The sequence below is a fragment of the Arthrobacter rhamnosi genome (genome assembly GCF_054510855.1).
The window spans coordinates 106320-133114 of record NZ_JBTNDT010000001.1 but is presented as its reverse complement, the minus strand read 5'-3'; the positions used below and the strand labels follow the sequence as shown (position 1 = coordinate 133114).

The 26795-nt window shown below is 70.7% G+C and carries 26 protein-coding genes; 24 read left to right on the top strand and 2 right to left on the bottom strand.

The window, feature by feature from the left end; genetic code table 11:
• Nucleotides 1-145: 145 nt before the first annotated feature.
• On the bottom strand, nucleotides 146-808 hold the full coding sequence (locus ACX80I_RS00665; protein ID WP_459343275.1) for an acVLRF1 family peptidyl-tRNA hydrolase: 663 nt from the start codon (nucleotides 806-808) through the stop codon (nucleotides 146-148).
• Between the two features lie 84 nt (nucleotides 809-892).
• On the opposite strand from ACX80I_RS00665, the gene ACX80I_RS00660 reads away from it, so the two are divergent.
• The 13 genes from ACX80I_RS00660 to nusB all read left to right on the top strand — a co-directional run bounded on the left by ACX80I_RS00660 (nucleotide 893) and on the right by nusB (nucleotide 13721).
• The gene (locus ACX80I_RS00660) at nucleotides 893-2371 is read left to right on the top strand and encodes a replication-associated recombination protein A (protein ID WP_459343274.1); all 1479 of its coding nucleotides are present in this window, start codon (nucleotides 893-895) and stop codon (nucleotides 2369-2371) included.
• 351 nt (nucleotides 2372-2722) lie between these two features.
• Nucleotides 2723-3349 (top strand): 30S ribosomal protein S4, encoded by a 627-nt coding sequence (gene rpsD / locus ACX80I_RS00655; RefSeq protein ID WP_055771608.1) that lies wholly within the window; start codon nucleotides 2723-2725, stop codon nucleotides 3347-3349.
• Between the two features lie 156 nt (nucleotides 3350-3505).
• Nucleotides 3506-3880 carry a DUF948 domain-containing protein gene (locus ACX80I_RS00650; protein ID WP_087075824.1) on the top strand — a complete coding sequence of 125 codons (375 nt, stop codon included), beginning with the start codon at nucleotides 3506-3508 and terminating at the stop codon, nucleotides 3878-3880.
• A gap of 25 nt (nucleotides 3881-3905) precedes the next feature.
• Nucleotides 3906-4181 carry a hypothetical protein gene (locus ACX80I_RS00645; protein ID WP_459343273.1) on the top strand — a complete coding sequence of 92 codons (276 nt, stop codon included), beginning with the start codon at nucleotides 3906-3908 and terminating at the stop codon, nucleotides 4179-4181.
• Between the two features lie 145 nt (nucleotides 4182-4326).
• A complete protein-coding gene (gene alaS / locus ACX80I_RS00640; protein ID WP_459343272.1) occupies nucleotides 4327-7005 on the top strand; it encodes an alanine--tRNA ligase in 2679 nt (892 codons plus the stop codon).
• 7 nt (nucleotides 7006-7012) lie between these two features.
• On the top strand, nucleotides 7013-7630 hold the full coding sequence (gene ruvX / locus ACX80I_RS00635; RefSeq protein ID WP_459343271.1) for a Holliday junction resolvase RuvX: 618 nt from the start codon (nucleotides 7013-7015) through the stop codon (nucleotides 7628-7630).
• Nucleotides 7627-8850: an endolytic transglycosylase MltG gene (gene mltG, locus ACX80I_RS00630; protein ID WP_459343270.1), complete on the top strand. Its 1224-nt coding sequence runs from the start codon at nucleotides 7627-7629 to the stop codon at nucleotides 8848-8850. The genes ruvX and mltG overlap by 4 nt, the downstream gene beginning before the upstream one ends.
• The gene (locus tag ACX80I_RS00625; protein WP_459343269.1) at nucleotides 8851-9726 is read left to right on the top strand and encodes a shikimate dehydrogenase; all 876 of its coding nucleotides are present in this window, start codon (nucleotides 8851-8853) and stop codon (nucleotides 9724-9726) included.
• A gap of 32 nt (nucleotides 9727-9758) precedes the next feature.
• Nucleotides 9759-10967, top strand: a complete 1209-nt coding sequence (aroC, locus tag ACX80I_RS00620) for a chorismate synthase (protein ID WP_459343268.1) — start codon at nucleotides 9759-9761, stop codon at nucleotides 10965-10967.
• The gene (locus ACX80I_RS00615; RefSeq protein ID WP_459343267.1) at nucleotides 10967-11554 is read left to right on the top strand and encodes a shikimate kinase; all 588 of its coding nucleotides are present in this window, start codon (nucleotides 10967-10969) and stop codon (nucleotides 11552-11554) included. The genes aroC and ACX80I_RS00615 overlap by 1 nt, the downstream gene beginning before the upstream one ends.
• Nucleotides 11544-12638 (top strand): 3-dehydroquinate synthase, encoded by a 1095-nt coding sequence (gene aroB / locus ACX80I_RS00610; protein ID WP_459343266.1) that lies wholly within the window; start codon nucleotides 11544-11546, stop codon nucleotides 12636-12638. The genes ACX80I_RS00615 and aroB overlap by 11 nt, the downstream gene beginning before the upstream one ends.
• A 112-nt stretch (nucleotides 12639-12750) precedes the next feature.
• Entirely contained in the window at nucleotides 12751-13314 is a 564-nt protein-coding gene (gene efp, locus ACX80I_RS00605) for an elongation factor P (RefSeq protein ID WP_087075808.1), read from the top strand.
• The gene (nusB, locus tag ACX80I_RS00600) at nucleotides 13311-13721 is read left to right on the top strand and encodes a transcription antitermination factor NusB (RefSeq protein WP_087075807.1); all 411 of its coding nucleotides are present in this window, start codon (nucleotides 13311-13313) and stop codon (nucleotides 13719-13721) included. The genes efp and nusB overlap by 4 nt, the downstream gene beginning before the upstream one ends.
• Nucleotides 13722-13786: 65 nt before the next feature.
• Here nusB and ACX80I_RS00595 read toward each other — a convergent pair whose 3' ends face one another.
• Nucleotides 13787-15076: a PrsW family intramembrane metalloprotease gene (locus tag ACX80I_RS00595; protein ID WP_459343265.1), complete on the bottom strand. Its 1290-nt coding sequence runs from the start codon at nucleotides 15074-15076 to the stop codon at nucleotides 13787-13789.
• A gap of 96 nt (nucleotides 15077-15172) precedes the next feature.
• On the opposite strand from ACX80I_RS00595, the gene pyrR reads away from it, so the two are divergent.
• The 11 genes from pyrR to coaBC all read left to right on the top strand — a co-directional run bounded on the left by pyrR (nucleotide 15173) and on the right by coaBC (nucleotide 26770).
• Nucleotides 15173-15760 carry a bifunctional pyr operon transcriptional regulator/uracil phosphoribosyltransferase PyrR gene (pyrR, locus tag ACX80I_RS00590; RefSeq protein ID WP_459343264.1) on the top strand — a complete coding sequence of 196 codons (588 nt, stop codon included), beginning with the start codon at nucleotides 15173-15175 and terminating at the stop codon, nucleotides 15758-15760.
• Nucleotides 15757-16785 carry an aspartate carbamoyltransferase catalytic subunit gene (locus ACX80I_RS00585; RefSeq protein ID WP_459343263.1) on the top strand — a complete coding sequence of 343 codons (1029 nt, stop codon included), beginning with the start codon at nucleotides 15757-15759 and terminating at the stop codon, nucleotides 16783-16785. Before pyrR ends, ACX80I_RS00585 begins: the two co-directional genes overlap by 4 nt.
• Nucleotides 16782-18161: a dihydroorotase gene (locus tag ACX80I_RS00580; protein ID WP_459343262.1), complete on the top strand. Its 1380-nt coding sequence runs from the start codon at nucleotides 16782-16784 to the stop codon at nucleotides 18159-18161. The genes ACX80I_RS00585 and ACX80I_RS00580 overlap by 4 nt, the downstream gene beginning before the upstream one ends.
• A complete protein-coding gene (locus ACX80I_RS00575; RefSeq protein WP_459343261.1) occupies nucleotides 18149-18685 on the top strand; it encodes a PH-like domain-containing protein in 537 nt (178 codons plus the stop codon). Before ACX80I_RS00580 ends, ACX80I_RS00575 begins: the two co-directional genes overlap by 13 nt.
• Nucleotides 18682-20007, top strand: coding sequence for a glutamine-hydrolyzing carbamoyl-phosphate synthase small subunit (gene carA / locus ACX80I_RS00570; protein WP_459343260.1), 1326 nt, complete (start codon nucleotides 18682-18684; stop codon nucleotides 20005-20007). The genes ACX80I_RS00575 and carA overlap by 4 nt, the downstream gene beginning before the upstream one ends.
• On the top strand, nucleotides 20007-23351 hold the full coding sequence (carB, locus tag ACX80I_RS00565; RefSeq protein WP_459343259.1) for a carbamoyl-phosphate synthase large subunit: 3345 nt from the start codon (nucleotides 20007-20009) through the stop codon (nucleotides 23349-23351). Before carA ends, carB begins: the two co-directional genes overlap by 1 nt.
• Nucleotides 23341-24192, top strand: coding sequence for an orotidine-5'-phosphate decarboxylase (gene pyrF / locus ACX80I_RS00560; RefSeq protein ID WP_459343258.1), 852 nt, complete (start codon nucleotides 23341-23343; stop codon nucleotides 24190-24192). Before carB ends, pyrF begins: the two co-directional genes overlap by 11 nt.
• Before the next feature lie 113 nt (nucleotides 24193-24305).
• On the top strand, nucleotides 24306-24641 hold the full coding sequence (mihF, locus tag ACX80I_RS00555) for an integration host factor, actinobacterial type (RefSeq protein ID WP_301227389.1): 336 nt from the start codon (nucleotides 24306-24308) through the stop codon (nucleotides 24639-24641).
• A 10-nt stretch (nucleotides 24642-24651) separates the two neighbouring features.
• Complete coding sequence (gene gmk, locus ACX80I_RS00550; protein ID WP_459343257.1) at nucleotides 24652-25221, top strand: guanylate kinase; 570 nt, start codon at nucleotides 24652-24654, stop codon at nucleotides 25219-25221.
• 42 nt (nucleotides 25222-25263) lie between these two features.
• The gene (rpoZ, locus tag ACX80I_RS00545) at nucleotides 25264-25524 is read left to right on the top strand and encodes a DNA-directed RNA polymerase subunit omega (RefSeq protein ID WP_087025955.1); all 261 of its coding nucleotides are present in this window, start codon (nucleotides 25264-25266) and stop codon (nucleotides 25522-25524) included.
• Nucleotides 25525-25555: 31 nt separating this feature from the next.
• Nucleotides 25556-26770, top strand: a complete 1215-nt coding sequence (gene coaBC, locus ACX80I_RS00540) for a bifunctional phosphopantothenoylcysteine decarboxylase/phosphopantothenate--cysteine ligase CoaBC (protein WP_459343256.1) — start codon at nucleotides 25556-25558, stop codon at nucleotides 26768-26770.
• Nucleotides 26771-26795: the final 25 nt, after the last annotated feature.

Here is a 26795-nt window from a genome sequence, read left to right as displayed (position 1 = left end):
GCCACCCGGATCGGTCAGGCCGCGGGCAGATACGCTTCCGACCCGGTCAGAGCGCGGGCGCGGGCAGGAGTGAGACAGGATCGGTCAGGGCGCGGGCACGGACAGGCACGGCTTCGGCCCGTTTGGAGTGCGGGCACGGACTGCGTCAGGGAACGGTCGGCGGGTCGGTCACCGTGATCCTGATCGACAGCGCCGAGCGGGCCGCGTCCTTGAGGACCGCGAAGCGGGGATCGGGCACCGTGAGGAAGGGGACCTGCGGGAGCCCGGCGTAGGGGGCGAGCACCGGCTCGCCGAGCGTGCTGGTCGCGAGCGCCCTGTCGCCGCCGAGCTGGAGGCACGACGGCGGTTCCGCTGCGTAGAGCGCCGCGGCGCGGGCGGCCGTCTCCTCCACGAGGGCATCGGCCTGGTTCGCGCGCCGGCGGGCGAAGCGCTGCTGGGACCAGCCCCCGGCGGCCGTCCTGCCCTGGACGTACCGCGTCCCCGTCTTCGAGGACAGGACCGCGCCCGCCCGGGCGACCCCGACGGAGTAGCCGCCGCGCCGGACCAGCAGGAGGCCCACGACGGCCGATGCGTCGACCCCGGACACCAGGGCCCGCAGGAGGTCGTCCGCGCCGGCTCCGGCGGGTGCCGGCGCTCCCGGCAGGGGTGGGCTGAGGACCGCGGTGCAGCCGTTTGCGCCCGTCACCCTCACGGAACCGTCGGATTTTTCCGCCTCGGGGTGCAGGGAGTAGGAGCCGTTGCGCTCCCCGAACCGGGCGAGCCAGCCGTCGAGGCGCTGCACCTCGACGAGGACGGATCTGGCGGGCATGGCCTTCCTTTCCGCTCGCGACGGCAACCGCCCGGGGCCACCGCGGGAGCGGCCGGGTCAGTGCCCCACAGTAACGTTGGCGCTGTGAATGATCTATTCAGTGCCGCGGCGGAGGACGACGAGTCGGACGACCCACCTGCCGGTGGCGTCCGTGCGCCCGGCGTCGTGCGGCCTCGCAGCCCCCTCGCCGTGCGCATGCGTCCCCGCAGCCTGGACGAGGTCGTGGGGCAGCAGCACCTGCTCGGCCGCGGATCACCGCTCCGCACGCTCGCCGGCGAGCACGATCCCGGAGCCCACGCGGCGCCGTCGTCCGTGATCCTCTGGGGCCCGCCGGGCACCGGCAAGACGACCCTCGCCCACGTGATCGCGCGCGGCCAGGGCCGGAAGTTCGTCGAGCTGTCCGCCATCACAGCCGGGGTCAAGGACGTCCGGCGCGTCATGGACGACGCCCTCACCTCCCGGGACCTGTACCGGCAGACCACCGTGCTGTTCCTCGACGAGATCCACCGCTTCAACAAGGCCCAGCAGGATGCGCTGCTGCCCGGCGTGGAGAACGGGTGGGTGGTGCTGATCGCCGCCACCACGGAGAACCCCTCGTTCTCCGTGGTGTCACCGCTGCTGTCCCGCTCGCTCCTGCAGACACTCCGTCCGCTGGACGAATCGGACATCCGCGGCCTGCTGCAGCGCGCCGTCGACGACGAGCGCGGCCTGGCGGGCACCGTGGAACTCTCGGAGGAGGCACTCGAGCACCTCGTCCGCCTGGCGGCCGGTGACGCGCGGCGCGGCCTGACGGCGCTGGAGGCGGCGGCCGGCGTCGCACACTCCGAACGGGAACCGCAGCCCGGCGCGCACCGGGGCGGTGAGGACTGGACCGACGGCGAGGACGACGACGGAGCGGGCGACGACGCAGGCGGGGACGCGGCTCCCGTCCGAGTCACGCTGGACCACGCCGAGAAGGCCGTCGACGTCGCCGCCCTGCGCTACGACCGCGCGGGGGACCAGCACTACGACGTGGCGAGCGCCTTCATCAAGTCCCTCCGAGGGTCGGACGTCGACGCCGCGCTGCACTACGTCGCACGGATGCTCGAGGCGGGGGAGGACCCCCGGTTCATCGCCCGGCGACTGATGATCTCCGCGTCCGAGGACGTGGGGATGGCCGATCCGACCGCCCTCCAGACCGCGGTCGCCGCCGCCCAGGCAGTGCAGCTCGTGGGCATGCCCGAGGCACGGATCATCCTCGCGGAAGCCGTGGTGCACATCGCGACCGCCCCGAAGTCGAACGCCGCGTACAACGGCATCAACGCTGCCATCGCGGACGTGAGGGCCGGCCGGGGCCAGGGGATCCCCGCCCACCTGAGGGACGCGCACTACCCGGGAGCATCGCAGCTCGGGCACGGGAAGGGCTACGTGTACTCGCACGACGAGCCGCACGGCATCGCCCTGCAGCAGTACGCACCGGACGACCTCGTGGGACGCGACTACTACGAGCCGACGGACCGGGGCGTCGAGCGGGACATCGCCTCCCGCCTCGCGAAGCTCCGGCGGATCATCCGGGGGAAGTAGCGCCGGGGACAGACCCGACACGGCCCGACACGGCCCGACACGGCCCGACACCGCCCGGCGGGGCGGTGCGAGATGGAAGGGCGCAGGTTTCCCGTCCCTACGATTCGGTGGCCCGGTGGGCCGACTGCTAGCATTGAAGGCTGACTGGCAAGTCGCCGTGTACCAGCCTCCCTCCTCCGCCGTTCCGCAGGTTTCCTGCTGTCCGGTTCGGGGTGGCGGCCAGGGTCGCAGCGCACTGTAGTACCGGGAAGCGGCCAATCCCGGCTCTCCGCAAGTGGAGGCCAGCGACACCAGGAAGTGCGGATGCCCTCGGGGCCTCCGCTTCTTCGCCGCAAAAATCGAAAGGTGAACGTGGCTAACAACACACGTGCCCGCCGCAAGGTCCGCATTTCGCGGGCCCTCGGCATTGCTCTGACCCCCAAGGCCGAGAAGTACCTCGAGCGTCGGCCGTACGCGCCGGGCCAGCACGGCCGCGCGCGTCGCAAGCAGGACAGTGACTACGCCGTACGCCTGCGCGAAAAGCAGCGTCTGCGCGCCCAGTACAACATCCGCGAAGCGCAGATGGCCCGCATCTTCGAAGAAGCGCGCCGGACCGCAGGCCTGACCGGTGAGAACCTGATCGAACTGCTCGAGATGCGTCTCGACGCCCTCGTGCTCCGTGCCGGCTTCGCCCGTACGAGTGCCCAGGCGCGCCAGCTCATCGTCCACCGCCACATCATGGTCGACGGCGCCCGCGTGGACCGCCCGTCGTTCCGCGTGGCCGAAGGCCAGCTCATCCACGTGCACAGCCGCAGCGAGACCATGGTCCCGCTGCAGGTTGCTGCCGCTGGTGCGCACCGCGACGTCCTCCCCGCCGTTCCCGGCTACCTGGACGTCCAGCTCGACAAGCTCCAGGCGCGCCTCGTGCGTCGCCCGAAGCGCTCCGAGGTCCCCGTGACCTGCGAAGAGCAGCTCGTCGTCGAGTACTACGCACGCTAGTCGCGCCGGCTGACCGTATCGGGCAGCCTCGAGCGAGACGTGCAGACCAGGAGCCCGCGGCACACGCCGCGGGCTCTTCGTTCTGTAAGGTACTAGGAGCAAGAATTCCCATGCCCGCCCGAGAGGCGGTGCACCCCTGCGTAAAGGAGACCGCCCATGTCAGGTGGAGATATTGCGGGCCTGATAGCTGCTGGCGTGTTCGCTGTCCTGGTACTGCTGCTGGCCGTGCCGATCTGGAAGCTCGGCCGCGTGTTCGACGAGCTGCGCAAGGCCATCCGCACCGTCACCGACGAGACGACCCCGCTGATCGAGGAGGTCACGAGCACGGTGAGCACCACCCACCAGCAGCTCAGGACCGTCGACGGCATCACCTCGAACGTCTCCGACGCGTCGGCCAACATCTCCGCCCTGTCGTCGCTCGTTGCCGCCACGATCGGCTCTCCGCTCATCAAGGTGTCGGCGTTCTCGTACGGTGTCCGCTCGGCCCTCGCGGGCCGCAAGTCGCCTGCCCGCCGTCGGCGCAGCCGCTAGTCCCCCCACCGAACCGGAGAGAACGATGATCAGAAGAGCCTTCTGGCTGGCAGCCGGCATCACCATCGGCGTCGCCGCCGTGCGCAAGGTGTCCCAGGCCAGATCGACCCTCGGGCCCGAGGGCCTGAACCGCGCCGTCGGGCAGATCAGCGACAGCATCGCGGACTTCGCGGACACGCTGCGCACAGCGATGGCCGAGCGCGAGGGCGATCTCCGTGCCGCGCTCGGTGTCGACGCTCCCGCCGCGTCCGACGCCGGTACCGCCGACGCGCTGCCCGCCGCGCGCCGCGCCATCCGCTAGGACAGCCCGCACGTCCTGCCCCTGCACGCCGCCCGGTGCGGCGTGTCCCGACCGCGCCGTGTCCTGACCGCGGCCCAGCTTTCCGCAGCGCGGGCCCGCAGATGCTCCCGCTCCGCCGCGTCCCGACCACCAGAAGGATTGCCCCATGAAGTCCCACGAGATCGCCAGCCGCTGGCTGAGCTACTTCGAGAAGAACGGGCACACGGTCGTGCCCTCGGCGTCGCTGATTTCCTCCGACCCGTCGCTCCTGTTCACCGTCGCCGGCATGGTGCCGTTCATCCCCTATCTCACGGCGCGCGAAGAGGCTCCCTATAGCCGGGCGACGAGCGTCCAGAAGTGCATCCGCACGGGCGACATCGAGGAGGTCGGCAAGACCGCCCGCCACGGCACCTTCTTCCAGATGTGCGGCAACTTCTCCTTCGGTGACTACTTCAAGGCCGACGCCATCCGTCTCGCCTGGCAGCTGCTGACCAGCGACGTGGCCGACGGCGGCTTCGGGCTGCCGGCGGAGAAGCTCTGGATCACGGTCTACCACGAGGACGAGGAAGCGCTGGCGATCTGGCGCGACAGCATCGGCGTCCCCGCCGGACGCATCCAGAAGATGGGCAAGAAGGACAACTACTGGTCCACCGGCCAGCCCGGCCCCGCGGGCCCCTGCTCCGAGATCTTCTACGACCGCGGCCCTGAATACGGCGTCGACGGCGGGCCCGAGGCGGACGACACCCGCTATGTGGAGATCTGGAACCTCGTCTTCATGCAGTACCAGCGCGGCGAAGGCACCGGCAAGGACGACTTCGAGATCCTCGGCGAACTGCCGAAGAAGAACATCGACACGGGGCTGGGCCTCGAACGCCTCGCGATGATCCTGCAGGGCGTCGAGAACATGTACGAGACGGACCAGGTGCGCCCCGTGCTCGACCGGGCCGCGGCACTCAGTGGCAGGACCTACACCAGCGCGGAATCGCAGGACGACCCGCACCACACGGACGACGTCCGCATGCGCGTGGTGGCCGACCACATCCGGTCCTCCCTCATGCTCATCGCCGACGGCGTCACCCCCTCCAACGAGGGCCGCGGCTACGTGCTGCGCCGCCTGATCCGCCGTGCGGTCCGGGCCATGCGGCTCCTCGGTGTCGAGAAGGCGTGCCTGCCCGAGCTCCTGCCGGCGTCCCGGGACGCGATGAAGGGCGTCTACCCCGAGGTCGAGAAGGACTTCGAGCGGATCAGCCGCATCGCCTACGCCGAGGAGAAGGCGTTCCTGCGCACCATCGCCTCCGGCACGGCACGGCTGGAGGAAGCGGTCCGTGAGTCCCTGGCCGAGCAGCGCCCGCTGTCCGGACAGGATGCCTTCACACTGCACGACACGTACGGCTTCCCGATCGACCTGACGCTCGAGATGGCGGAGGAGGCCGGCCTGGCTGTCGACGCCGACGGCTTCCGTTCGCTCATGCTCGAGCAGCGCCAGCGGGCCCAAGCGGACGCCCGCGGCAAGAAGGCCGGGCACGCCGACCTGTCCGTGTTCAACGAGCTGCTCGGACGCGGCCAGACGGTCTTCACCGGCTACGACGAGCTGACGTCCGAAGCGACCATCATCGGCGTGCTCGACAAGGGCGCGTCGGTCCCGAGTGCGCTCCAGGGCGACGAGATCGAGCTCGTCCTCGACCAGACACCCTTCTACGCGGAGGCGGGCGGGCAGGCAGCCGACGTCGGCCTGATCACCGGGAACGGCTTCGTCGTCGAGGTCCTGGACGTCCAGCGGCCCGTCAAGGGCCTCAGCGTGCACCGCGCCGTCGTGCGGGAGGGCGAGGTCGCCCCGGGCGCCACGGTGACGGCCGCCGTCGACCGCCAGCGCCGCCACGCGGGGGAGCAGGCGCACTCCGGCACGCACATCGTCCACGCGGCCCTGCACGAGATCCTCGGCCCCGAGGCGCTGCAGCGCGGCTCGTTCAACAAGGCGGGCTACCTGCGCTTCGACTTCTCCTGGGGCGAGGGCATCAGCGCCGCGGCACGGTCCGAGATCGAGGAGGTCTCGAACATCGCGATCCGCAACAACTACGAGGTCGAGACCAAGATCATGTCCCTGGCGGACGCCAAGGCACTCGGCGCCACCGCCCTGTTCGGCGAGGCGTACGGGGAGACCGTCCGCGTGGTCGAGATGAACGCGGACTTCTCACGGGAACTGTGCGGAGGCACGCACGTGGCGTCGACATCCCTCATCGGGAGCCTGACGCTCCTCGGCGAGCAGTCGGTCGGGTCCGGCAACCGGCGTGTCGAGGCCCTCGTGGGGCTCGACGCGTTCCGCCACCTCGCCGCAGAGCGCGCCCTCGTCTCCGAACTCTCCGACATGCTGAAGGTGCCCTCGGCGCAGCTGCCGGAGCGCCTCTCGGCGACCCTGAACAAGCTCAAGGCGGCCGAGAAGGAACTCGACCGGCTCCGCAAGGAACAGCTCGCCGCTGCCGCGGGGTCCCTCGTGGACACCGCCGTCGACGTCGACGGCGTCCGGCTCATCGCGCACGACGCCGGCGAGATCGGCGGCGCGGACGAACTGCGGACGCTCGTCCTCGACCTGCGCGGGCGCCTCGGCTCCGATGCCGCCGTCGTCGCCGCGACCGGTGTCTCCCAGGACCGTCCGCTGGTGCTCGTCGCCACGAACGAGGCCGCGCGGAGCGCCGGGGTCAAGGCGGGGGCGCTGGTACGCACCGCGGCGAAGATCCTCGGTGGCGGCGGCGGAGGCAAGGACGACGTGGCGCAGGGCGGCGGGTCCGACGCGTCCCGCATCCCCGAGGCGCTCTCGGCCATCCGCACCGCCGTAGCGGAGCGCTGACGCCTCCGTGGGAGGCGACGGTTCCGGAGCGGCGTCCGGCACGCAGGACGCCGCTCCCTACCCCTTCGGTCCGAAGCTCGGCGTCGACGTGGGCCAGGTCCGGGTCGGCCTCGCGGGGTGTGACAGGGACGGGGTGCTGGCGACTCCGATCCGGACGCTGAAGCGCGACGCGCGGAAGAACTACGACATCCGGATCCTCGTGCGGGAGGCCGTCGAGCGGGGCGTCGTGCAGATTTTCGTGGGATTGCCCCGGAACCTCAGCGGCCTTGAGGGGCCATCCGCCGCGATGGCAAGGACCTATGCGAAACTCGTCGTCGAGGAACTTGGACGACAGTCCCTCGTGGTCCCGGTACGCTTGGTGGATGAGCGGTTGAGTACGGTGTCGGCCCACCGATCGCTTCATGCTGCTGGTCTGGGTAGCCGCGAGCATCGTAAGGTAGTGGATCAGGTGGCTGCCGTCGAAATACTCCAGCATGCCATCGATATGCAACGTTCACGTGGACGGGACGTGGGGGATCCGGTTCCTGCGCGTGACGCAGCGGGCAGCCAGGGCCCGCTGCTGCCCCCTACAGAGGAGCAAGTTATCAAGGACAATTCGCCGAGCAGGAGGGATGCGGAGTCGTGAACGACGGTACCCGCAATTCCACTGCCTCCCAGGACCCCAGCGACGTCGACGCGTCCTACGAGGATGACGGCTACGCCCATCCCGAGCCCGTCGAGGAATTCTTCGCAGCGCAGGATACCCCCGCGCGCACCGCACCGCGCCAGCCCTCCAAGGCCAGGCAGCGCCGGCGACGCCGGCGCACCGTCGTCGTCCTCGTCGTCCTGCTGCTGTTCGCCGGCATGGTCTTCGGCGTCGCGCTGATGCTGCGCGACATGCTCGGCCTCAACAAGGTGTCCGACTACCCCGGCCCCGGCGGCGAGGAGACCGTGTTCACGGTGCCCGAGGGAGCCGGCGCCCTGGCGATCGGCACCGGCCTCGAGAGTGCCGACATCGTCGCCGACTCCGCCACGTTCATCACGGCGCTGTCCGCGATCTCCGAAGGACGCGAGGTCCAGCCTGGCGAGTACGAGATGCGCCTGCAGATGCCGGCGGCCGACGCGGCCGAGGCGCTGCTCGGGGCGGACCCGTCGCTCGTCTCGTACGCCGCTGTCGCCCGCGACCTCCGGCAGGGTGAGGTCTTCGACATCCTCAGCGAGTCCACCGGCATCCCTCGCGCGGAGTTCGACGCCCTCGCGGAAGATCCCACCCAGTTCGGCCTCCCGTCGCAGGCGCTGTCGCTCGAGGGGTACCTTCACCCGGGCGAGTACCGCTTCGACGTCGAGGCGACGGCCCCGCAGATCATCGAGGAGATGGTCAAGGCCACGACGGACCGCCTCGCCGAGGACGGCGTCACCGATCCCGGCAAGCAGTACGAGATCCTGACGATCGCCAGCATCGTCCAGGCCGAGGCCGGCGAGGGCGACTACGCCACCGTGGCCGGCGCGATCAACAACCGGCTCACGCCCGGGAACACCGAGACCAGCGGCCTCCTGCAGTCCGATGCGACCGTCGCCTACGGCCTGGGGAAGCGCACCTACCAGCTCAGCGAGGAGGAGAAGGCGGACGCGTCGAACCCGTACAACACCTTCGCGAACCCCGGTCTCCCGAAGGGCCCCATCGGCTCCCCGAGCGACGAGGCGATCGACGCGACGGTCAACCCGGCGGACGTCCCGTTCTACTTCTGGGTGACGGTGAACCTCGACACGGCGGAGACCAAGTTCTCCGAGACGTATGCGGAGCACCTGGGCTATGTCGCGGAGTACGACGCGTGGTGCGCCGACCACCCCGGTCGGTGCGATTAGGTGCATGCGGCAGCTCCGGCGGCCCGGACTCTCCGGGCCGCCGTGATCGGTTCGCCGATCGGACACTCGAAGTCGCCCCTGCTGCACGCCGCGGCCTACCGCGCGCTGGGCATCGCCTGTTCCTACACGGCGATCGACGTCGGTGAGCCGTCCCTCGAGGAGTTCCTCGGCACCGTGCGGTCCGGCGACGGCTGGCGCGGCCTGTCCGTCACCATGCCCCTGAAAGCCGGGACGGCGCGGCTGACCGACACCACCACGGACCTGGCGACCGCGCTGGGCGTCGTGAACACGGTGGTCGTCGGCGGCGACGGTGACCATCGCGTGCTCACCGGGCACAATACGGACGTCGCCGGCGTGGCCAACGCCCTGGCCGGTGCCGGGGTGGGCACGCCCGCCCGTCCCGTCATCCTCGGCGGTGGGGGCACCGCCGCTGCCGCCGTGGCCGGACTGGCACGCCTCGGTGCCTCGACCGTGCGCGTGGTGGTGCGGCGCCCGGAGGCGGCCTCCGACCTCCTGCGGATCGGGGCGCTCCTCGGCATCGGCGTCGAGCTGCAGGCCTGGCAGCGGGCCGGTGCGGCGCTGCGCTCCGCGGACGTCGTCGTGTCCACGCTGCCGCCGCGCGCCGGGGATCCCCTCGCGGCCTCGCTCGACGACGGCTTCCGGACCGGCGGTACGCTGCTCGACGTGGCGTACGACCCGTGGCCGAGCGCCCTAGCCGCCGCGTGGCAGCGGGTGGGTGGCGAGATCGTCCCCGGGCTCGACATGCTGCTCCACCAGGCCGTCGAGCAGGTCCGCCTGTTCTTCCCGGACGTCGTCCAGGACCCGGCGTCCGTCTTAAACGTGATGTGTGACGCAGTGGGGGCTCCCCGGCGCTGAAGCCCGGTGCCCTGCATGGCAGTATGGAAACCATGTTGCGTTGGTTGACGGCAGGAGAATCCCACGGTCCGGCCGTGGTCGGGATCATCGAGGGAATGCCCGCGGGTGTGGGCATCACGAGCAGCGATATCCAGGAGGCCCTGGCTCGCCGGCGTCTCGGGTACGGACGCGGCGCCCGCATGAAGTTCGAGCAGGACTCCGTCCGCATCCTCGGCGGCGTCCGCCACGGCCTCACGCAGGGCGGCCCTGTCGCCATCGAGGTGGCGAACACCGAATGGCCCAAGTGGGAGAAGATCATGTCCGCGGATCCCCTCGACGAGGAGGACGCCGCGGAACTCGCCGTCTCCGCACGCAACGCCCCGCTCACGCGGCCCCGGCCCGGTCACGCCGACTTCACCGGCATGCAGAAGTACGGGTTCGACGAGGCCCGTCCCGTCCTCGAGCGCGCGAGCGCCCGCGAGACCGCCACCCGGGTAGCACTCGGCACCGTGGCCGCCAAGTTCCTCGAGGGCCTCGGCATCCGCCTGGTCAGCCACACGGTGTCCATCGCCACCGTCTCCGTGCCCGAGGACGCCCCCCTGCCCACGCCGAGCGACGTCATCGCCCTCGACACCGACCCCCTGCGCTGCTTCCACCGGGACACCTCGGACGCGATGGTGGCCGAGGTGGACGCCGCCCACAAGGAGGGCGAGACCCTCGGCGGCGTCGTCGAGGTGGTCGCCTACGGCCTGCCGCCGGGACTCGGGAGCTACGTGCACTGGGACCGGCGCCTCGACTCCCGACTGGCCGCCGCCCTCATGGGCATCCAGGCCATCAAGGGCGTGGAGGTCGGCGACGGCTTCGAGACGGCGGCGCGCCGCGGCACCGCGGCACACGACGAGATCGTGCGGAACGACGACGGCAAGATCGTCCGCGCCAGCAACCGCGCAGGCGGCATCGAGGGAGGCATGAGCATCGGCGACGTCCTCCGCGTGCGCGCCGCGATGAAGCCCATCGCCACGGTGCCGCGTGCCCTCCGCACCGTGGACGTGAGCACCGGTGCGGCCGCCCGGGCGCACCACCAGCGGTCCGACGTCTGCGCAGTGCCCGCCGCCGGCGTCGTCGCCGAGGCCATGACGGCCCTGGTGCTGGCCGAGGCCGTGACGGAGAAGTTCGGCGGCGACTCCCTCGCGGAGACCGCCCGAAATCTGCGCAGCTACCTCGAGAACATCCCGGAGTTCCTGGACTCCACCGGGGTCTGATGCAACGGAACCACCCCGTGGTCCTGATCGGACCGATGGCCTCCGGCAAGTCCGCGGTGGGCCGCATCCTCGCACAGCGGACCGGTGCCCGCTTCATCGATTCGGATCGCGAGATCGTCGAGCGCCACGGCAGCATCAGCACCATCTTCGAACAGCAGGGCGAGCAGGCGTTCCGGACCCTCGAGGCGGGCATCGTCGGCGAGGCGCTCGGGGCCGGGGACGCCGTCGTCTCGCTCGGCGGGGGAGCAGTGCTCCATCCGGCCACGCAGGCCCTGCTGGCGCACGCCACCGTGGTCTTCCTCGACACCGACGTCGCGACCGTGCTGCCGCGCATCAGCGCGGACACGGGACGGCCGCTCCTCGCCGAGCGCCCCGCCGAGCGGTGGCAGGAACTGTACGACGAGCGGCGGCCCCTCTACGCCGCGCTGGCGACGGTCGTGGTGGACACCCGCGGCCGGTCCGTGCGCGACGTGACCGCCGCCGTGCTCTCGGCCCTCGAGGGCGCCCCCGGACCATCCCGCGACAGCGTCGCGGCACCATCGACCGATCTGAACGAGGAAAGCGGGACGAATCCCCATGGCGACTGACGAACCGACCATCATCCCTGTCACCGGGAGCACTCCCGAGAACACGTACGACGTCGTCGTCGGACGGGGGCTGCTCGGCCGGCTCCCCGCGATCCTCGGCGAGCGGGTCCACCGCGTGCTGGTGATCCATCCCCGGGCGCTGCGGGCGACCGGCGACACGGTGCGTGCCGAGCTGGCGGACGCCGGCTTCACCGCCGTGACCGCCGAGATCCCCGACGCCGAGGAGGGCAAGCACATCCAGGTGGCGGGGTTCTGCTGGCAGGTGCTCGGCCAGAACGACTTCACGCGCTCGGACGCCGTCGTCACCGTCGGGGGCGGCGCGGTGACGGACCTCGGCGGGTTCGTCGCGGCGACGTGGCTGCGCGGCGTGCGGGTGGTGCACCTTCCCACCAGCCTGCTCGGCATGGTGGACGCCGCCGTCGGCGGCAAGACCGGCATCAACACGGCGGAGGGGAAGAACCTCGTGGGCGCCTTCCACCCGCCGGCCGCCGTCCTCGCCGACCTGGACGCCCTGGCCACGCTGCCGAAGAACGAGCTCGTGACCGGGCTCGCCGAGGTGGTCAAGTGCGGCTTCATCGCGGACCCCGTCATCCTGGACCGAATCGAGCAGGACACCGCGGCCGCCACGGACGCGGCATCGCCCGCGCTGCGGGACCTCGTGGAACGCGCCATCCGGGTGAAGGCCGACGTCGTCTCCGAGGACCTGCGCGACACGGGCCGCCGCGAGTACCTCAACTACGGCCACACCCTCGGGCACGCCATCGAACTCGCCGAGCGGTACTCCTGGCGGCACGGCGCCGCCGTGTCGGTGGGCCTGGTCTTCGCGGCCGAACTCTCCCGGATGGTGGGGCGGCTGAGCGACGCGGACGCCGACCGCCACCGGAGCATCCTCGAGTCCCTCGGCCTGCCGGTGACGTACCGGCGCGACCGGTGGGCGTCACTGCTCGACGGGATGCGCCGCGACAAGAAGTCGCGCGGCGACCTTCTCCGCTTCGTCGTGCTGGACGGCATCGGCCGCCCCGGCATGCTCGAGGTCCCGGACACCTCGCTGCTGTTCGCCGCCTACCAGGAGATCGCCTCCTGATCACCCCCCACGCTGCACAGGGTAGACTGGACCGTGGACTTTTAGCGCGCTTCCGCGTGCCCGCTGTGCCTCGGCCGGCCCATCCATCCGCGAAACCGACGAAAGTGAATCTGTGGCGACCACGAACGACATCAAGAACGGCACTGTGCTGAAGCTCGAGGGCAACCTTTGGAACGTCCTCGAATTCCAGCACGTCAAGCCTGGCAAGGGTGGAGCATTCGTCCGCACCAAGCTTCGCAACATCCTCTCCGGCAAGGTCGTCGACAAGACCTTCAACGCAGGCCTCAAGATCGAGACGGCCACCGTGGACCGCCGCGACTACCAGTACCTGTACAAGGACGGCGAGGACTTCGTCTTCATGGACACCTCGGACTACGACCAGATCACGGTCCCCGGGAAGACCGTCGGCAACGCGGCGAACTTCATGCTCGAGAGCCAGATGGCCACCATCGCCCTGCACGAGGGCTCGCCCCTCTACGTGGAGCTCCCCGCGTCCGTGACGCTGGAGATCACCTACACGGAGCCGGGCCTGCAGGGTGACCGGTCCACCGGCGGCACCAAGCCCGCCACGGTCGAGACCGGCCACGAGATCCAGGTGCCGCTGTTCCTCGGCACCGGCACCAAGGTCAAGGTCGACACCCGCACGGGCGAGTACCTGGGACGCGTCAACGAGTGAGCGCACGCAGTAAGGCCCGTCGCAGGGCCCTGGACATTCTCTTCGAATCCGAGCAGCGCGGCATGCCGGCCCTCGAGGTCATCCGCGCCCGCCGCGAGAAGACGGACATGGTCATCGCCGACTACACGGTGGACATCGTGGAGGGCGTCCTGGAGCACCAGGAGCAGATCGACGAGTTCCTCAGCACCTACTCGCAGGGGTGGACGCTCGACCGCATGCCCGCGGTCGACCTCATGATCCTGCGGATCGGCAGCTGGGAGCTCCTGTACAACGAGGACGTCCCCGACGGCGTCGCCGTCAGCGAGGCCGTGGAGCTGGCGAAGATCCTCTCCACCGACGAATCACCCAAGTTCGTCAACGGCCTCCTCGGCCGGCTCCAGCAGCTCAAGCCGACCCTGCTCGCGTAGCCCGCGAGACCGTGCCGAAGCTCCCGTCGTCCTCAACGACGGGAGCTTCTGTGTGTCCGGCCGGGTCAGCGCGCGGCCGACGCCAGCTCGAAGATCCGTGCGCGGCGCTGCGTGGCCTCCTCCAGCAGGACGCGCTCCTGGGCGGCGTAGTCGGCGTCGCGCCGCCCGCCCAGCAGGCGCTGCCGGGTGTGGGCGATGCGCGCACCGGTGCGGATGAACGCGCGCATGTCCTGCTTCGCCCCGATGGACTGCGCCCAGGCGAGCGCCTGGGAGCGGCCCGGCCGCGTCGCCAGCATCCTCACCTCCTCCGGGGTGAACCAGCCCGCGCGGGCATAGTCGCCGAGGCGCGCCTCCGTCAGGCTCCGCTCGGACCGGCGGAGGAGCACGACCACGATCACGGCGACGACGAACAGCGGCACCTGGACCACGAGGTAGAACAGGAGGAAGTCGTGGAAGAGGACGACGGTGCCGCCGTTCCAGAGCATGTGGCCCGCCATCGCGGGGATCAGTCCGAGGACGAACGCCGTCAGGATGCGGGCGTTGCCCCCACCGCGGCTGAGCGCGGAGCCGAGGACGAACCCGAGGAGTGAGGTGAACATGACGTGGGCGAAGGGGGAGAACAGGCCGCGCAGGATGAACACCCCGACCAGGGCGCCCGCCGTGCCGGAGTCCCTGACGGCCGAGCCGAAGTACAGGATGTTCTCGGTGAAGGCAAAGCCCGCCGCGACCGTCCCCGCATAGACGATGCCGTCCACGGGGCCGTCGAAGTGGCTGCGGCGCGTGTAGACCAGGATGAGGACGCCGAGGCCCTTGGCGAACTCCTCGACGAGCGGCGCCTGCAGGACCGGGCCGATGATCTCCGGTGAGGTCGTCTCCAGCGCGGACCCGAGGAGTTCCACGACGTAGGTGCCGAGCAGCAGAGCCACGACGACCGAGGCGCCGGCGCCCCAGAGGAACGCGAAGAGCAGGGCGCCGCGGGGTTCGGGGTCCCACCGGTCGATCCAACGCAGGCCGAGCAGGCAGATGCCGAGGGGCACGAGTGCGAGGATGCCGCAGAGCACGAACGCTGACGGGCCCAGGGACAGCGAGAGCAGGAGGAGGACGCCTGCGACGACGAGGGCCGCGACGATCACGAGCAGGACGTTGAGGACGCCGTGGCGGCGCGGCGGCGGCTGGTCCCAGACCGGCCGGAAGGGGTGTCCGTCGGTCGGGATGGGGGCCGGACGGTGGTGCCGCACGGTGGTGTCGCCCCACCAGCCCGGGTGCGGGGAGAAGGAGGTGTCGTGGCGGGCGGAGCCCCGTGCCTCGTTCCACTGCGGGCCGCCTGCGCCCGCTCCATGATTGTTGATCGCCATGGTGCAACCCTAGGGGCACGCGGCGCTGTGATAGTTTTGACGGTGCAACCAGCCTTTAAATTCCGTCCAGTGAGGCGGGGAAGGAGGAAGCGTGTTATGACTGTGCCTGCCCCGGAATCCGGCATCCACAAGCGCGTTGTTCTCGCAGAAGCAGATATAGACCGGGCGCTCACGCGTATCGCCCACGAGATCCTCGAGGCGAACAAGGGTTCCCGCGATCTCGTCCTCCTCGGCATCCCGCGCAGGGGTTTCCCCTTGGCCCGTCGGCTCGCCCAGAAGATCGCCGCCGTCGACGAGAGCGTCGACCCCGATCTCATCACCGGCCAGCTCGACGTCACCATGTACCGGGACGACCTGCGCCGCAACCCCACCCGTTCGCCGCTCGCCACGCAGCTGCCGCCGTCGGGTATCGACGACAAGGTCGTGGTGCTCGTCGACGACGTCCTGTACTCGGGACGCACCATCCGCGCAGCCCTCGACGCCCTCGCGGACCTCGGCCGGCCGCGCATCGTGCGCCTCGCCGTCCTCGTGGACCGGGGCCACCGCGAACTCCCGATCCGCGCCGACCACGTCGGCAAGAACCTCCCGACGTCGTCGAGGGAACGAGTCCGGGTCCACCTGGCGGAGATCGACCTGATCGGCGGTTCCGCGGTGAACGAGGTCGTCATCGAGGACCGCCCGTGAAGCACCTGCTCAGCACCCAGGACCTCTCGGCGAGGAACGCCCTGCGCCTGCTCGACGTCGCCGAGGAGATGGCGGCCGTGGGGGAGCGGGAGATCAAGAAGCTCCCCGCCCTGCGGGGACGCACTGTGGTGAACCTCTTCTTCGAGGACTCCACGCGCACGCGCATCTCCTTCGAGGCCGCCGCGAAGCGCCTGTCCGCCGATGTGATCAACTTCGCGGCGAAAGGCTCGTCGGTGTCCAAGGGCGAGTCCCTGAAGGACACGGCGCAGACCCTCGAGGCCATGAGCGCCGACGCCGTCGTGATCCGCCACCCGGCGTCCGGGGCGCCGGCCCGGCTCGCCGCGTCGGGCTGGATCGACGCCGCTGTCGTCAACGCCGGCGACGGTACCCACGAGCACCCCACCCAGGCGCTGCTCGACGCCTTCACGCTCCGGCGGCACTGGGCGAAGCTTGCCGGCGGCCCCTCCGCGGGCAGCACCCTCGCCGGCATGAAGGTCCTGATCGTCGGCGACGTCCTCCACTCGCGGGTGGCCCGCTCCAACGTCTGGCTCCTGACCACGCTCGGCGCGGAGGTCCTCCTCGCGGGTCCGCCCACGCTGCTCCCGGTGGGTGTGGGGTCCTGGCCGTGCACGGTGTACTACAACCTCGACGACGCCCTCGCGCAGCGGCCCGACGCGGTGATGATGCTGCGCCTCCAGGCCGAACGCATGAACGCGGCGTTCTTCCCCTCGACGCGCGAGTACTCGCGGCGCTGGGGATTCGACGACGGGCGCCTCGCGCTGCTCGACACGATGGGCCTCGACGACACCGTGATCATGCACCCCGGCCCCATGAACCGCGGGCTCGAGATCTCCTCGGCCGCGGCCGACTCACCCCGCTCCACCGTCCTCGCCCAGGTCCGCAACGGCGTCTCCGTCCGGATGGCGGCGCTCTACCTGCTGCTCTCGGGTGACCAGCACGACGAGCCGGACGACGACCTGCAGGACCTCCAGGCTGCCACGACACCGGAAGGCCGTACCCCGTGACGACGAACACCAGCGACTCCGCCCGCCACCCCTCCGAATACCTCATCCGGGGCGCCGCGATTTTGGGCGGCGTCCGGCAGGACCTCCTCGTCCGCGGCGGCATCATCGCCGCCGTCGGGCAGGCCGCGGCGGAGGACGCCTCCCCGGGGGCCGTTCCGGTCGAGGCCGACGGCCTCGTCGCGCTGCCCGGCATGGTGGACCTCCACACCCACCTCCGCGAGCCGGGCCGGGAGGACGCCGAGACCGTGGAGACCGGTTCCCGGGCCGCGGCGCTGGGCGGCTTCACCGCGGTCCACGCCATGGCCAACAGCTCGCCCGTGGCCGACACGGCAGGCGTCGTCGAGCAGGTCTACCGCCTGGGCCTCGCGTCCGGCTGGGTCGAGGTGCGACCCGTGGGCGCCGTGACCGTGGGCCTGGGCGGTGAACGCCTCGCCGAGCTCGGTGCCATGGCGGAGTCCCGGGCATCCGTCCGCGTGTTCTCCGATGATGGCATCTGCGTCTCCGACCCCGTCCTGATGCGCCGGGCCCTGGAATACGTCAAGGCCTTCGACGGCGTCATCGCCCAGCACGCCCAGGAGCCCCGGCTGACGGAGGGCGCCCAGATGAACGAGGGCGAGGTCTCGGCCGTCCTCGGACTCACAGGCTGGCCCGCCGTCGCCGAGGAGAGCATCATCGCCCGCGACGTCCTGCTGGCACAGCACGTCGGGTCCCGGCTGCACGTCTGCCACGTGTCCACCGCCGGGTCGGTCGAGATCATCCGCTGGGCCAAGGCCCGCGGGATCGACGTGACGGCCGAGGTCACGCCGCACCACCTCCTCCTGACCGACGAACTGGTCCGCAGCTACGACCCCGTGTACAAGGTCAACCCGCCGCTGCGCACGTCGGACGACGTGCACGCCCTGCGTGCGGCCCTCGCCGACGGCACGATCGACGTCGTCGGGACCGACCACGCGCCCCACCCGAGCGAGCACAAGGAATGCGAGTGGGCGCAGGCGGCGATGGGCATGACGGGGCTGGAGACCGCGCTGTCCGTGGTGCAGCACACCATGGTGGAGACCGGCCTGCTCGACTGGGAGGGCTTCGCCCGCGTCACCTCCGCGACGCCGGCGCGCATCGGCCGCCTCGGGCACCAGGGCCGGCCGCTCGCGGCCGGCGAGCCCGCCAACCTGATCCTCGTCGACCCCGCCGCGCGCTGGACGGTGGATCCGTCCACCATGGCCACCAAGGGGCGCAACAGCCCGTTCCGGGGGCTCGAGCTGCCCGGCAGCGTGCGGGCGACCTTCTACGGCGGACACCCGACGGTCCTCGACGGACGCCTCGCCACCCCCCGCCGCGCGGCACCGACCGCGGAGGAGGCTCCGGCATGGAATACCTAGGCTGGATCGCGCTGACCCTCGGCATCATCGTCGTCATCGTCGCGCTCATGGCGCTCGGGTGGCGCAACCGGCTGCGCCGCCAGGCCGACGTCCCCGCACCACCCGACGCGCCCGCCGACCCGGGACGCGTCCTCTACGAGGCTGAGGGCCAGTACGTGGCGACGACCACCGCAGCAGACTGGCTCGACCGCATCGCGGTGCACGGGCTCGGCCTCCGCGGCAACGCCATCACCGCCGTCCACCCCGACGGCGTCGTGATCACCCGCACGGGTGCACGGACCGTCTTCATCCCGCGCGCGGACCTCGTCTCGGTCCAGCTCGCCAGCGGCATGACCGGCAAGTTCGTCGAGAAGGAGGGTCTCGTGGTCATCACCTGGCGTCTGGGCCCCGGCCGCGTCGACACCGGTTTCCGCACACGCCACCCCGCATCCAAGGCCCAGCTCGTCGCCGCCGTCGCGGCGCTCGTGCCGGCCGAACCCACCCCCCGAACCCCACCGAAACCCGAAGGCAGGGAACAGCTGTGAGCAACGTCCAATCCAAGGCACCCGCGGTGCTCGTCCTCGAGGACGGCCGGACCTTCCGCGGCCGGGCCTACGGAGCCGAGGGCACCGCCCTCGGAGAAGCCGTCTTCGCCACCGGCATGACCGGCTACCAGGAGACCATCACCGATCCCTCCTACGCCCGCCAGCTCGTCGTCCAGACCGCGCCCCACATCGGCAACACCGGGGTCAACGCCGACGACGCCGAGTCGCGGCGCATCTGGGTCGCCGGCTACATCATCCGCGACGCCGCCCGCCGCCCGTCGAACTGGCGGTCCGAGCAGAGCCTCGACGACCAGCTGCGCGAGCAGGGCGTCGTCGGCATCGAGGGCGTCGACACCCGCGCCGTCACCCGCCATCTCCGCGAACGCGGCGCCATGCGCGCCGGCATCTTCTCCGGCACCGACGCGACCCTGCCCGAGGGGCAGCTGCTCGAGCAGGTCCTCGCCCAGCCGTCCATGGCAGGCGCCCGCCTCGCCGAGGAGGTCAGCATCGACGAGGCGTACGTCGTCGAGCCCGCCGACCACGGCTGGACCGACGAGCCCGTCGCCACCATCGCGGCGCTGGACCTCGGTATCAAGGCCATGACGCCCAAGCACTTCGCCCAGCGCGGCGTGCGCACCGTGGTCCTGCCCGCCGAGGCGACCTTCGAGGACGTCGTGGCCGTGCAGCCGGACGGCGTGTTCATGTCCAACGGCCCGGGCGACCCGGCGACCGCCGACGCCCAGGTGGAACTCCTGCGCCGCGTGCTCGACGAACGGATGCCGTTCTTCGGCATCTGCTTCGGGAACCAGATCCTGGGCCGCGCCCTCGGCTTCGGCACCTACAAGCTCCGCTACGGCCACCGCGGCATCAACCAGCCGGTCCTCGACCGGCGCACCGACAAGGTCGAGATCACCTCGCACAACCACGGGTTCGCCGTCGATGCTCCCCTCGGCGGGCCGGTCGAAGCACCCGCCGGCCGCTACGGGCGCGTCGAGGTGAGCCACGTCAACCTCAACGACGACGTCGTCGAGGGGCTCGCCTGCCTGGACATCCCGGCGTTCTCGGTCCAGTACCACCCCGAAGCGGCCGCCGGTCCCCACGACTCCGCGTACCTCTTCGACCGTTTCGTCGACCTCATGCAGGCCGAGAAGCACGGGGCAGGCGACGCCCGCGCGGCCTCCCTCCTCGACGCGTCCTCCGAGTCGGACGCACTGGCTCGTGCGGCCTCGGCGGAACTGGGGACCCACGGATCCAAGGTGTCGGGCACGCAGCCCCGGCACAGCACGACATCATTGAGCAGCACAACGCAGGAAGAGAACTGATGCCCCGCAGAACCGACCTCAAGAGCGTCCTGGTCATCGGCTCCGGGCCGATCGTCATCGGGCAGGCCGCCGAATTCGACTACTCGGGCACCCAGGCGTTGCGCGTCCTGCGCGAGGAGGGCCTGCGGGTCATCCTCGTGAACTCGAACCCCGCGACGATCATGACGGACCCCGAGTTCGCGGATGCGACCTACGTGGAGCCGATCACGCCCGACGTCGTCGCGAAGATCATCGAGAAGGAACGCCCCGACGCGCTGCTCCCGACCCTCGGCGGCCAGACGGCGCTGAACACGGCGATCGCCCTCGACAAGAACGGCGTGCTGGACAAGTTCGGCGTCGAGCTGATCGGTGCGAACATCGCCGCCATCGAGCTCGGCGAGGACCGCGAGAAGTTCAAGGGCGTCGTCGAGCGCTGCGGCGCCGAGTCCGCCCGGTCCGCCATCATCCACTCGCTCGACGAGGCCCTCGTGGCCGCCGAGGACCTGGGCTACCCGATGGTCGTACGCCCCTCCTTCACCATGGGTGGCCTCGGCTCGGGCCTCGCGTACACCGAGCAGGACCTGCGCCGCATCGTCGGCCAGGGCCTGCAGTACAGCCCCACGAGCGAGGTCCTCCTCGAGGAGAGCATCCTCGGGTGGAAGGAGTACGAGCTCGAGATGATGCGCGACAAGAACGACAACGTCGTGGTCGTCTGCTCCATCGAGAACTTCGACCCCGTGGGCGTCCACACGGGCGACTCCATCACCGTGGCTCCGGCCCTGACCCTCACCGACCGCGAGTACCAGCGCCTGCGCGACATCTCCATCGCGGTCATCCGTGAGGTCGGCGTCGACACGGGCGGCTGCAACATCCAGTTCGCCGTCGAGCCGGACACCGGCCGCGTCGTCGTCATCGAGATGAACCCGCGCGTGTCGCGGTCCTCGGCGCTGGCGTCGAAGGCCACGGGCTTCGCGATCGCCAAGATCGCCACGAAGCTCTCCCTCGGCTACACGCTCGACGAGATCCCGAACGACATCACGCTGAAGACCCCCGCCTCGTTCGAGCCGACCCTCGACTACGTGGTGGTCAAGGTCCCGCGGTTCGCCTTCGAGAAGTTCCCCGCGGCCGACCCCACGCTGACCACCACCATGAAGTCCGTCGGCGAGGCCATGGCCATGGGCCGCAACTTCACCGAGGCGCTCCAGAAGGCACTGCGCTCGCTCGAGCAGAAGGGCTCCCAGCTGTCCTTCGCGCCGGTCGCGGCGGAGGAGGTCGACGCCCTCGTCGAGGCGGCGAAGCGCCCCACCACCGAGCGTCTCTCGCAGGTGCAGCGCGCGCTGCTCGGCGGGGCGAGCGTCGAGCGTCTGTACGAGGCCACCGGGATCGACCCGTGGTTCCTCGACCAGCTGGTCCTGCTCAACGAGGTGGCCGAGGAGGTGCGCTCGGCGCCGAACCTCACCGAGGAGGTGCTGCGGCACGCCAAGCGCCACGGCTTCTCGGACGAGCAGATCGGGTTGCTGACCTCCACGCCCGACGCCGTCGTGCGCGGTGTCCGCCACGCCCTCGGCATCCGCCCGGTCTTCAAGACGGTGGACACGTGCGCCGCGGAATTCGCCGCCTACACGCCGTACCACTACTCGTCCTACGACGAGGAGGACGAGGTGGAGCCGCACGAGAAGCCGTCGATCATCATCCTGGGCTCCGGTCCGAACAGGATCGGCCAGGGCATCGAGTTCGACTACTCGTGCGTCCACGCCACCATGGCGCTGCGCGAGGCCGGCCACGAGACGGTCATGATCAACTGCAACCCCGAGACGGTCTCCACCGACTACGACATCTCCACGCGCCTGTACTTCGAACCGCTGACCCTCGAGGACGTCCTGGAGGTCATCGCAGCCGAGGAGCGCACCGGCGGGGTCCTCGGCGTGTTCGTGCAGCTCGGCGGCCAGACACCGCTGAAGCTGGCCCAGCAACTGGCGGACGCCGGCATCCCGATCCTCGGTACCTCCCCGGAGGCGATCGATCTCGCCGAGCACCGCGGCGCCTTCAGCCGCGTGCTCGACGCCGGAGGGCTCATCGCCCCGAAGAACGGCACCGCGGTGTCCTTCGAGGACGCCAAGAAGATCGCCGACGAGATCGGGTACCCCGTCCTCGTCCGGCCGTCCTACGTGCTCGGCGGCCGCGGGATGGAGATCGTCTACGACGAGGCGAACCTCTCGCGCTACATCACGAACGCCACGGAGATCACCGAGGCCCACCCCGTCCTGATCGACCGCTTCCTCGAGGACGCCATCGAGATCGACGTCGACGCCCTGTACGACGGGACGGAGATGTACCTCGGCGGCATCATGGAGCACATCGAGGAGGCCGGCATCCACTCAGGCGACTCCGCGTGCGTGCTGCCGCCCATCACCCTGGGTGCCGACGTCCTGCAGCGTGTCCGCGAGGCGACCCTCGCCATCGCGGAGGGAGTGGGCGTGCGGGGCCTCATCAACATCCAGTTCGCCCTCGCCTCGGACGTGCTCTACGTCCTCGAAGCCAACCCGCGGGCCTCGCGCACCGTGCCCTTCGTCTCGAAGGCCACCGGCGTGCAGCTCGCCAAGGGGGCGGCGCTCATCGGCACCGGCGTCACCATCGCGGAGCTCCGGGGTGAGCACGGACTGCTCCCGGCGCGGGGCGACGGCGGCTCCCTGCCGCTGGACGCACCGGTGTCCGTGAAGGAAGCCGTCCTGCCGTTCAGCCGCTTCCGCACCCCGGAGGGCACGGTCGTCGACTCGCTGCTGGGCCCCGAGATGCGCTCCACGGGTGAGGTCATGGGGATCGACAAGTACTTCGACACGGCCTTCGCGAAGAGCCAGGCCGCCGCGAACGCCGCCCTGCCGATCGAGGGCAAGGTCTTCGTGTCCGTTGCGAACCGGGACAAGCGCTCCATCATCATGCCCGTCAAGCGGCTCGTCGACCTCGGCTTCGAGATCGTCTCCACCGGTGGCACGGCAGACGTGCTCCGGCGCAACGGCATCCAGGCGACCACGGTCCGCAAGGTCGCCGAGGGCGTGGGAGCCTCCGGCGAGGGTACCGTCGTCGACCTCATCACCGAGGGCGGGATCGACATGATCATCAACACGCCCTCGGGCGGGCAGGCCCGCGGCGACGGCTACGAGATCCGCGCCGCGGCCACCTCCTACGGGTTGCCGGTCATCACGACCATCCCCGAGGTGGGAGCGGCCGTGCAGGCGATCGAGGCCATGCGCTCCTACGAGTGGTCGGTGACGAGCCTCCAGGAGCACGCCGCCAACCTGCGCGCGTCGACCGAAGCCCGCGATGCCGGCCTGCGCGCGTCGACCGAAGCCGGCCATGCCTCCTGAGGCCGGCGCCGCCGCGTCCCGTGCCCCGCTCGGGGAGCGGCTCGCGGCGGCGCGTGCGGCGAAGGGCAGCCTGTGCGTCGGGATCGACCCGCATCCCGCGCTGCTGGCAGGCTGGGGACTGGACGACTCACCCGCGGGCCTCGAGCGGTTCTCGCTCGCGGTGCTCGACGCCGTCGGGCCTGTCGCGGCAGCCGTGAAGCCCCAGGTGGCGCTGTACGAGCGGCACGGCGCGCGGGGGCTGGCGGTCCTGGAGGCCCTGCTGGCGCACGCCGCGGAGTCCGGTGTCCTGACGATCGCGGACGCCAAGCGCGGCGACATCGGCTCGACGATGCAGGCGTATGCGGAGGCATGGCTGGGGGAGGGGCGGCCCCTGGCTGCCGACGCCGTGACCCTCAACCCGTACCTCGGGTTCGAGTCCCTCCGGCCCGCCATCGATCTCGCCACCGCGACCGGCCGGGGCGTCTTCGTCCTCGCACTCACCTCGAATCCTGAGGGCCGGTCGGTGCAGCACGTCGGAGGGGACGCGTCCGTGGCGCGGTCCATCGCGCATGCTGCCGCCGCCGAGAACGCCGGGTCGGCACCCGGGCACGTGGGACTCGTCGTCGGGGCGACCATCGGCGACGCCGCCCAACGGCTCGGCCTGGACCTCGCCTCGCTCAACGGCCCCATCCTCGCACCCGGCGTGGGAGCGCAGGGTGCGGGGCCGGAGGAACTCCGTGGCGCGTTCGGGGACGCCCTGCCGTTCGTCCTGCCGACGTCGAGCCGTGCCATCCTCGCGGCAGGACCCGCTCCCGGGAACCTGCGGGCGGCGGCGGAGCGGACGCGCGACGAGCTGGTGTAGGTCGCACTGATCCCACGCCGGTCGCATTGATTTCGGAGGCGTGCGCCGGGTAGGTTCGGTTCGGGACCCGACCCATCCACCCCATCGGGTGCCGCCAAGCGCAGGGAGCACCAGTGAGTCTGAAGCCATTGACGGATGTCGAACGAACACGGGCGCGGGAGAAGGCGACGGCAGCGCGCGCGGTTCGGGCGGACATCAAGTCCCGGCTGAAGACCGGTAAGCTTTCGGTGGCGGAAGTGATCGAGAATCCCGACGGCGACGACGCCGTGGGCCGCCTCAAGGTCCTGGATCTCCTCAAGGCCCTGCCCGGCGTGGGGGACGTACGGGCGGCTGCCATCATGGCAGAGGTCGGTATCGCCGCGACGCGCCGCGTCCGCGGACTCGGCATCCATCAGCGCAGGTTACTCGTCGAGTACCTCGGACACCATTCTGGCTCGGCCAGTAAGTAAGGAAGCGTCAGTGATCCAGCCCCGGTTGACTGTTCTCGCCGGTCCGACCGCGGTCGGCAAGGGAACTGTCTCGACCTACATCCGGGACAACTACCCGGAGGTGTGGCTCTCCGTCTCCGCGACCACCCGCCCTCCCCGCCCGGGTGAGGTCCATGGCGTGCACTACTTCTTCGTCTCCTCGGAGGAGTTCGACCAGCTCATCGAGGACGGGGAGCTGCTGGAGTGGGCCGTAGTCCATGGCCGCAACCGCTACGGCACGCTGCGCAGCACCGTGCAGGCCGCGATGGACGAGGGCCGCACCGTGCTGCTCGAGATCGATCTGCAGGGCGCGCGCCAGGTCAAGGAGAGCATGCCGGAGGCGAATTTCGTCTTCCTCGCGCCGCCGAGCTGGGACGAGATGGTGCGCCGGCTCGTGGGCCGCGGCACCGAAACACCGGAGGAACAGCAGCAGCGGCTGGAAACAGCTAAACTGGAACTTGCCGCCGAGCCGGAATTCAACCACACCGTCGTCAACGACACCGTGGAGCATGCGGCAGACGAGCTCGTATCACTGATGGGACTGCGTCCGCTGCAGCGCTGAGAAGCCCTGCACCGGCCGTTCCGCCTAATATTTGGAGAATTTGTGTCAACTCAGCCCGAAGGCATCATCAACCCGCCGATCGACTCTCTGCTGGAGGCCTCGGACTCGAAGTACGCCCTCGTGATCTACGGTGCCAAGCGCGCCCGCCAGATCAACGCGTACTACTCCCAGCTGCACGAGGGGCTCTTCGAGTACGTCGGCCCCCTGGTCGACACGAAGCTGAACGAGAAGCCGCTCTCCATCGCGCTGCGCGAGATCAACGAGGGCATGCTCGTGTCCACGCCGATGGAACAGTCCGAGTAGTCCCCCCGGTCGGGCAGGACACGGACAACCGGTGCGCATAGTACTCGGTGTCGGAGGAGGGATCGCAGCCTACAAGGCAGCATCCCTCCTCCGTCTTTTCACGGAGGCGGGGCATGACGTCACCGTCATCCCCACGGACGCGGCAACCCGCTTCGTCGGCACCGCCACCTGGGAGGCGCTCTCGGGCAACCCGGTGAGCAACAGCGTCTGGGACGACGTCGACAAGGTGAACCACGTGCGGCTCGGGCACGAGGCCGACCTCATCGTCGTCGCCCCCGCCACCGCCGACGTCCTGGCCCGCGCTGCCGCCGGGCTCGCCAACGACCTGCTGACCGGTACCCTCCTCATGGCGCACGGTCCCGTCTTCCTGGCGCCTGCCATGCACACCGAGATGTGGCAGCACGCCGCCACGAGGGCGAATGTCGAGACCCTCCGCTCCCGGGGCGTCACGGTCATGGAGCCCGCGTCCGGGCGCCTCACCGGCGCGGACTCCGGTCCTGGCCGGCTGCCGGAACCGGCCGACATCTTCGAAGCGGCGATGGTTGCCGTCGCGCGGTCCTCGGGATCCGGGGCCCTGCAGGGCAAGCGCGTCACCATCTCCGCAGGAGGCACGCGCGAGGCCCTCGACCCGGTGCGCTTCCTCGGCAACCGGTCGTCCGGCAAGCAGGGCATGGCCCTCGCCGAGGCGGCCCTCGCCCGGGGAGCCCAGGTGACCCTGGTCCTCGCGCATGCGGATGTGGCACCGCCCCGCGGCTGCGACGTCGTCCGGGTCGAGTCAGCCCTCCAGCTGCGCGAGGCCGTCCTCGCGGCGCTCCCGGCCACCGACATCCTCGTGATGGCCGCTGCGGTCGCCGACTTCCGTCCCGCCGAGGTCGTCACCACCAAGATCAAGAAGAACGACGACGGGACCGATCCGGTGATTACGCTCGTCCGCAATCCCGACGTCCTCCGTGAGGCCGTGCTGGCCCGGCAGGATCACGGGAGGCCGCCCGTCATCGCGGGATTCGCCGCCGAGACCGGGGATGCCACGGCCGACCCGCTCACGCATGCCCGAGCCAAGCTCGCGCGGAAGGGCTGTGACTTCCTCGTGCTGAACGTCGTCGGTTCCGACCGGGTCTTCGGCGCGGACTCGAACGAGATCACCATCCTCGACGCCGACGGCATTGAGTCGGCTGCGGTGCGCGGATCGAAGCGGGTCGTCGCGGACGCAGTGCTCGACCACGCCGCGCAGCTCCTGGCCCGCTGAGGCAGGTCCGCCGGGCGTACCGACC

Excerpts from the sequence above, each read along its gene's own strand:
- ACX80I_RS00665 (WP_459343275.1), bottom strand. The coding sequence starts at position 808 with ATGCCCGCCAGATCCGTCCTCGTCGAGGTGCAGCGCCTCGACGGCTGG.
- ACX80I_RS00650 (WP_087075824.1), top strand. The coding sequence starts at position 3,506 with ATGTCAGGTGGAGATATTGCGGGCCTGATAGCTGCTGGCGTGTTCGCT.
- ACX80I_RS00645 (WP_459343273.1), top strand. The coding sequence starts at position 3,906 with ATGATCAGAAGAGCCTTCTGGCTGGCAGCCGGCATCACCATCGGCGTC.
- alaS (WP_459343272.1), top strand. The coding sequence starts at position 4,327 with ATGAAGTCCCACGAGATCGCCAGCCGCTGGCTGAGCTACTTCGAGAAG.
- aroC (WP_459343268.1), top strand. The coding sequence starts at position 9,759 with ATGTTGCGTTGGTTGACGGCAGGAGAATCCCACGGTCCGGCCGTGGTC.
- ACX80I_RS00615 (WP_459343267.1), top strand. The coding sequence starts at position 10,967 with ATGCAACGGAACCACCCCGTGGTCCTGATCGGACCGATGGCCTCCGGC.
- aroB (WP_459343266.1), top strand. The coding sequence starts at position 11,544 with ATGGCGACTGACGAACCGACCATCATCCCTGTCACCGGGAGCACTCCC.
- ACX80I_RS00595 (WP_459343265.1), bottom strand. The coding sequence starts at position 15,076 with ATGGCGATCAACAATCATGGAGCGGGCGCAGGCGGCCCGCAGTGGAAC.
- pyrR (WP_459343264.1), top strand. The coding sequence starts at position 15,173 with ATGACTGTGCCTGCCCCGGAATCCGGCATCCACAAGCGCGTTGTTCTC.
- ACX80I_RS00575 (WP_459343261.1), top strand. The coding sequence starts at position 18,149 with ATGGAATACCTAGGCTGGATCGCGCTGACCCTCGGCATCATCGTCGTC.
- carB (WP_459343259.1), top strand. The coding sequence starts at position 20,007 with ATGCCCCGCAGAACCGACCTCAAGAGCGTCCTGGTCATCGGCTCCGGG.
- pyrF (WP_459343258.1), top strand. The coding sequence starts at position 23,341 with ATGCCTCCTGAGGCCGGCGCCGCCGCGTCCCGTGCCCCGCTCGGGGAG.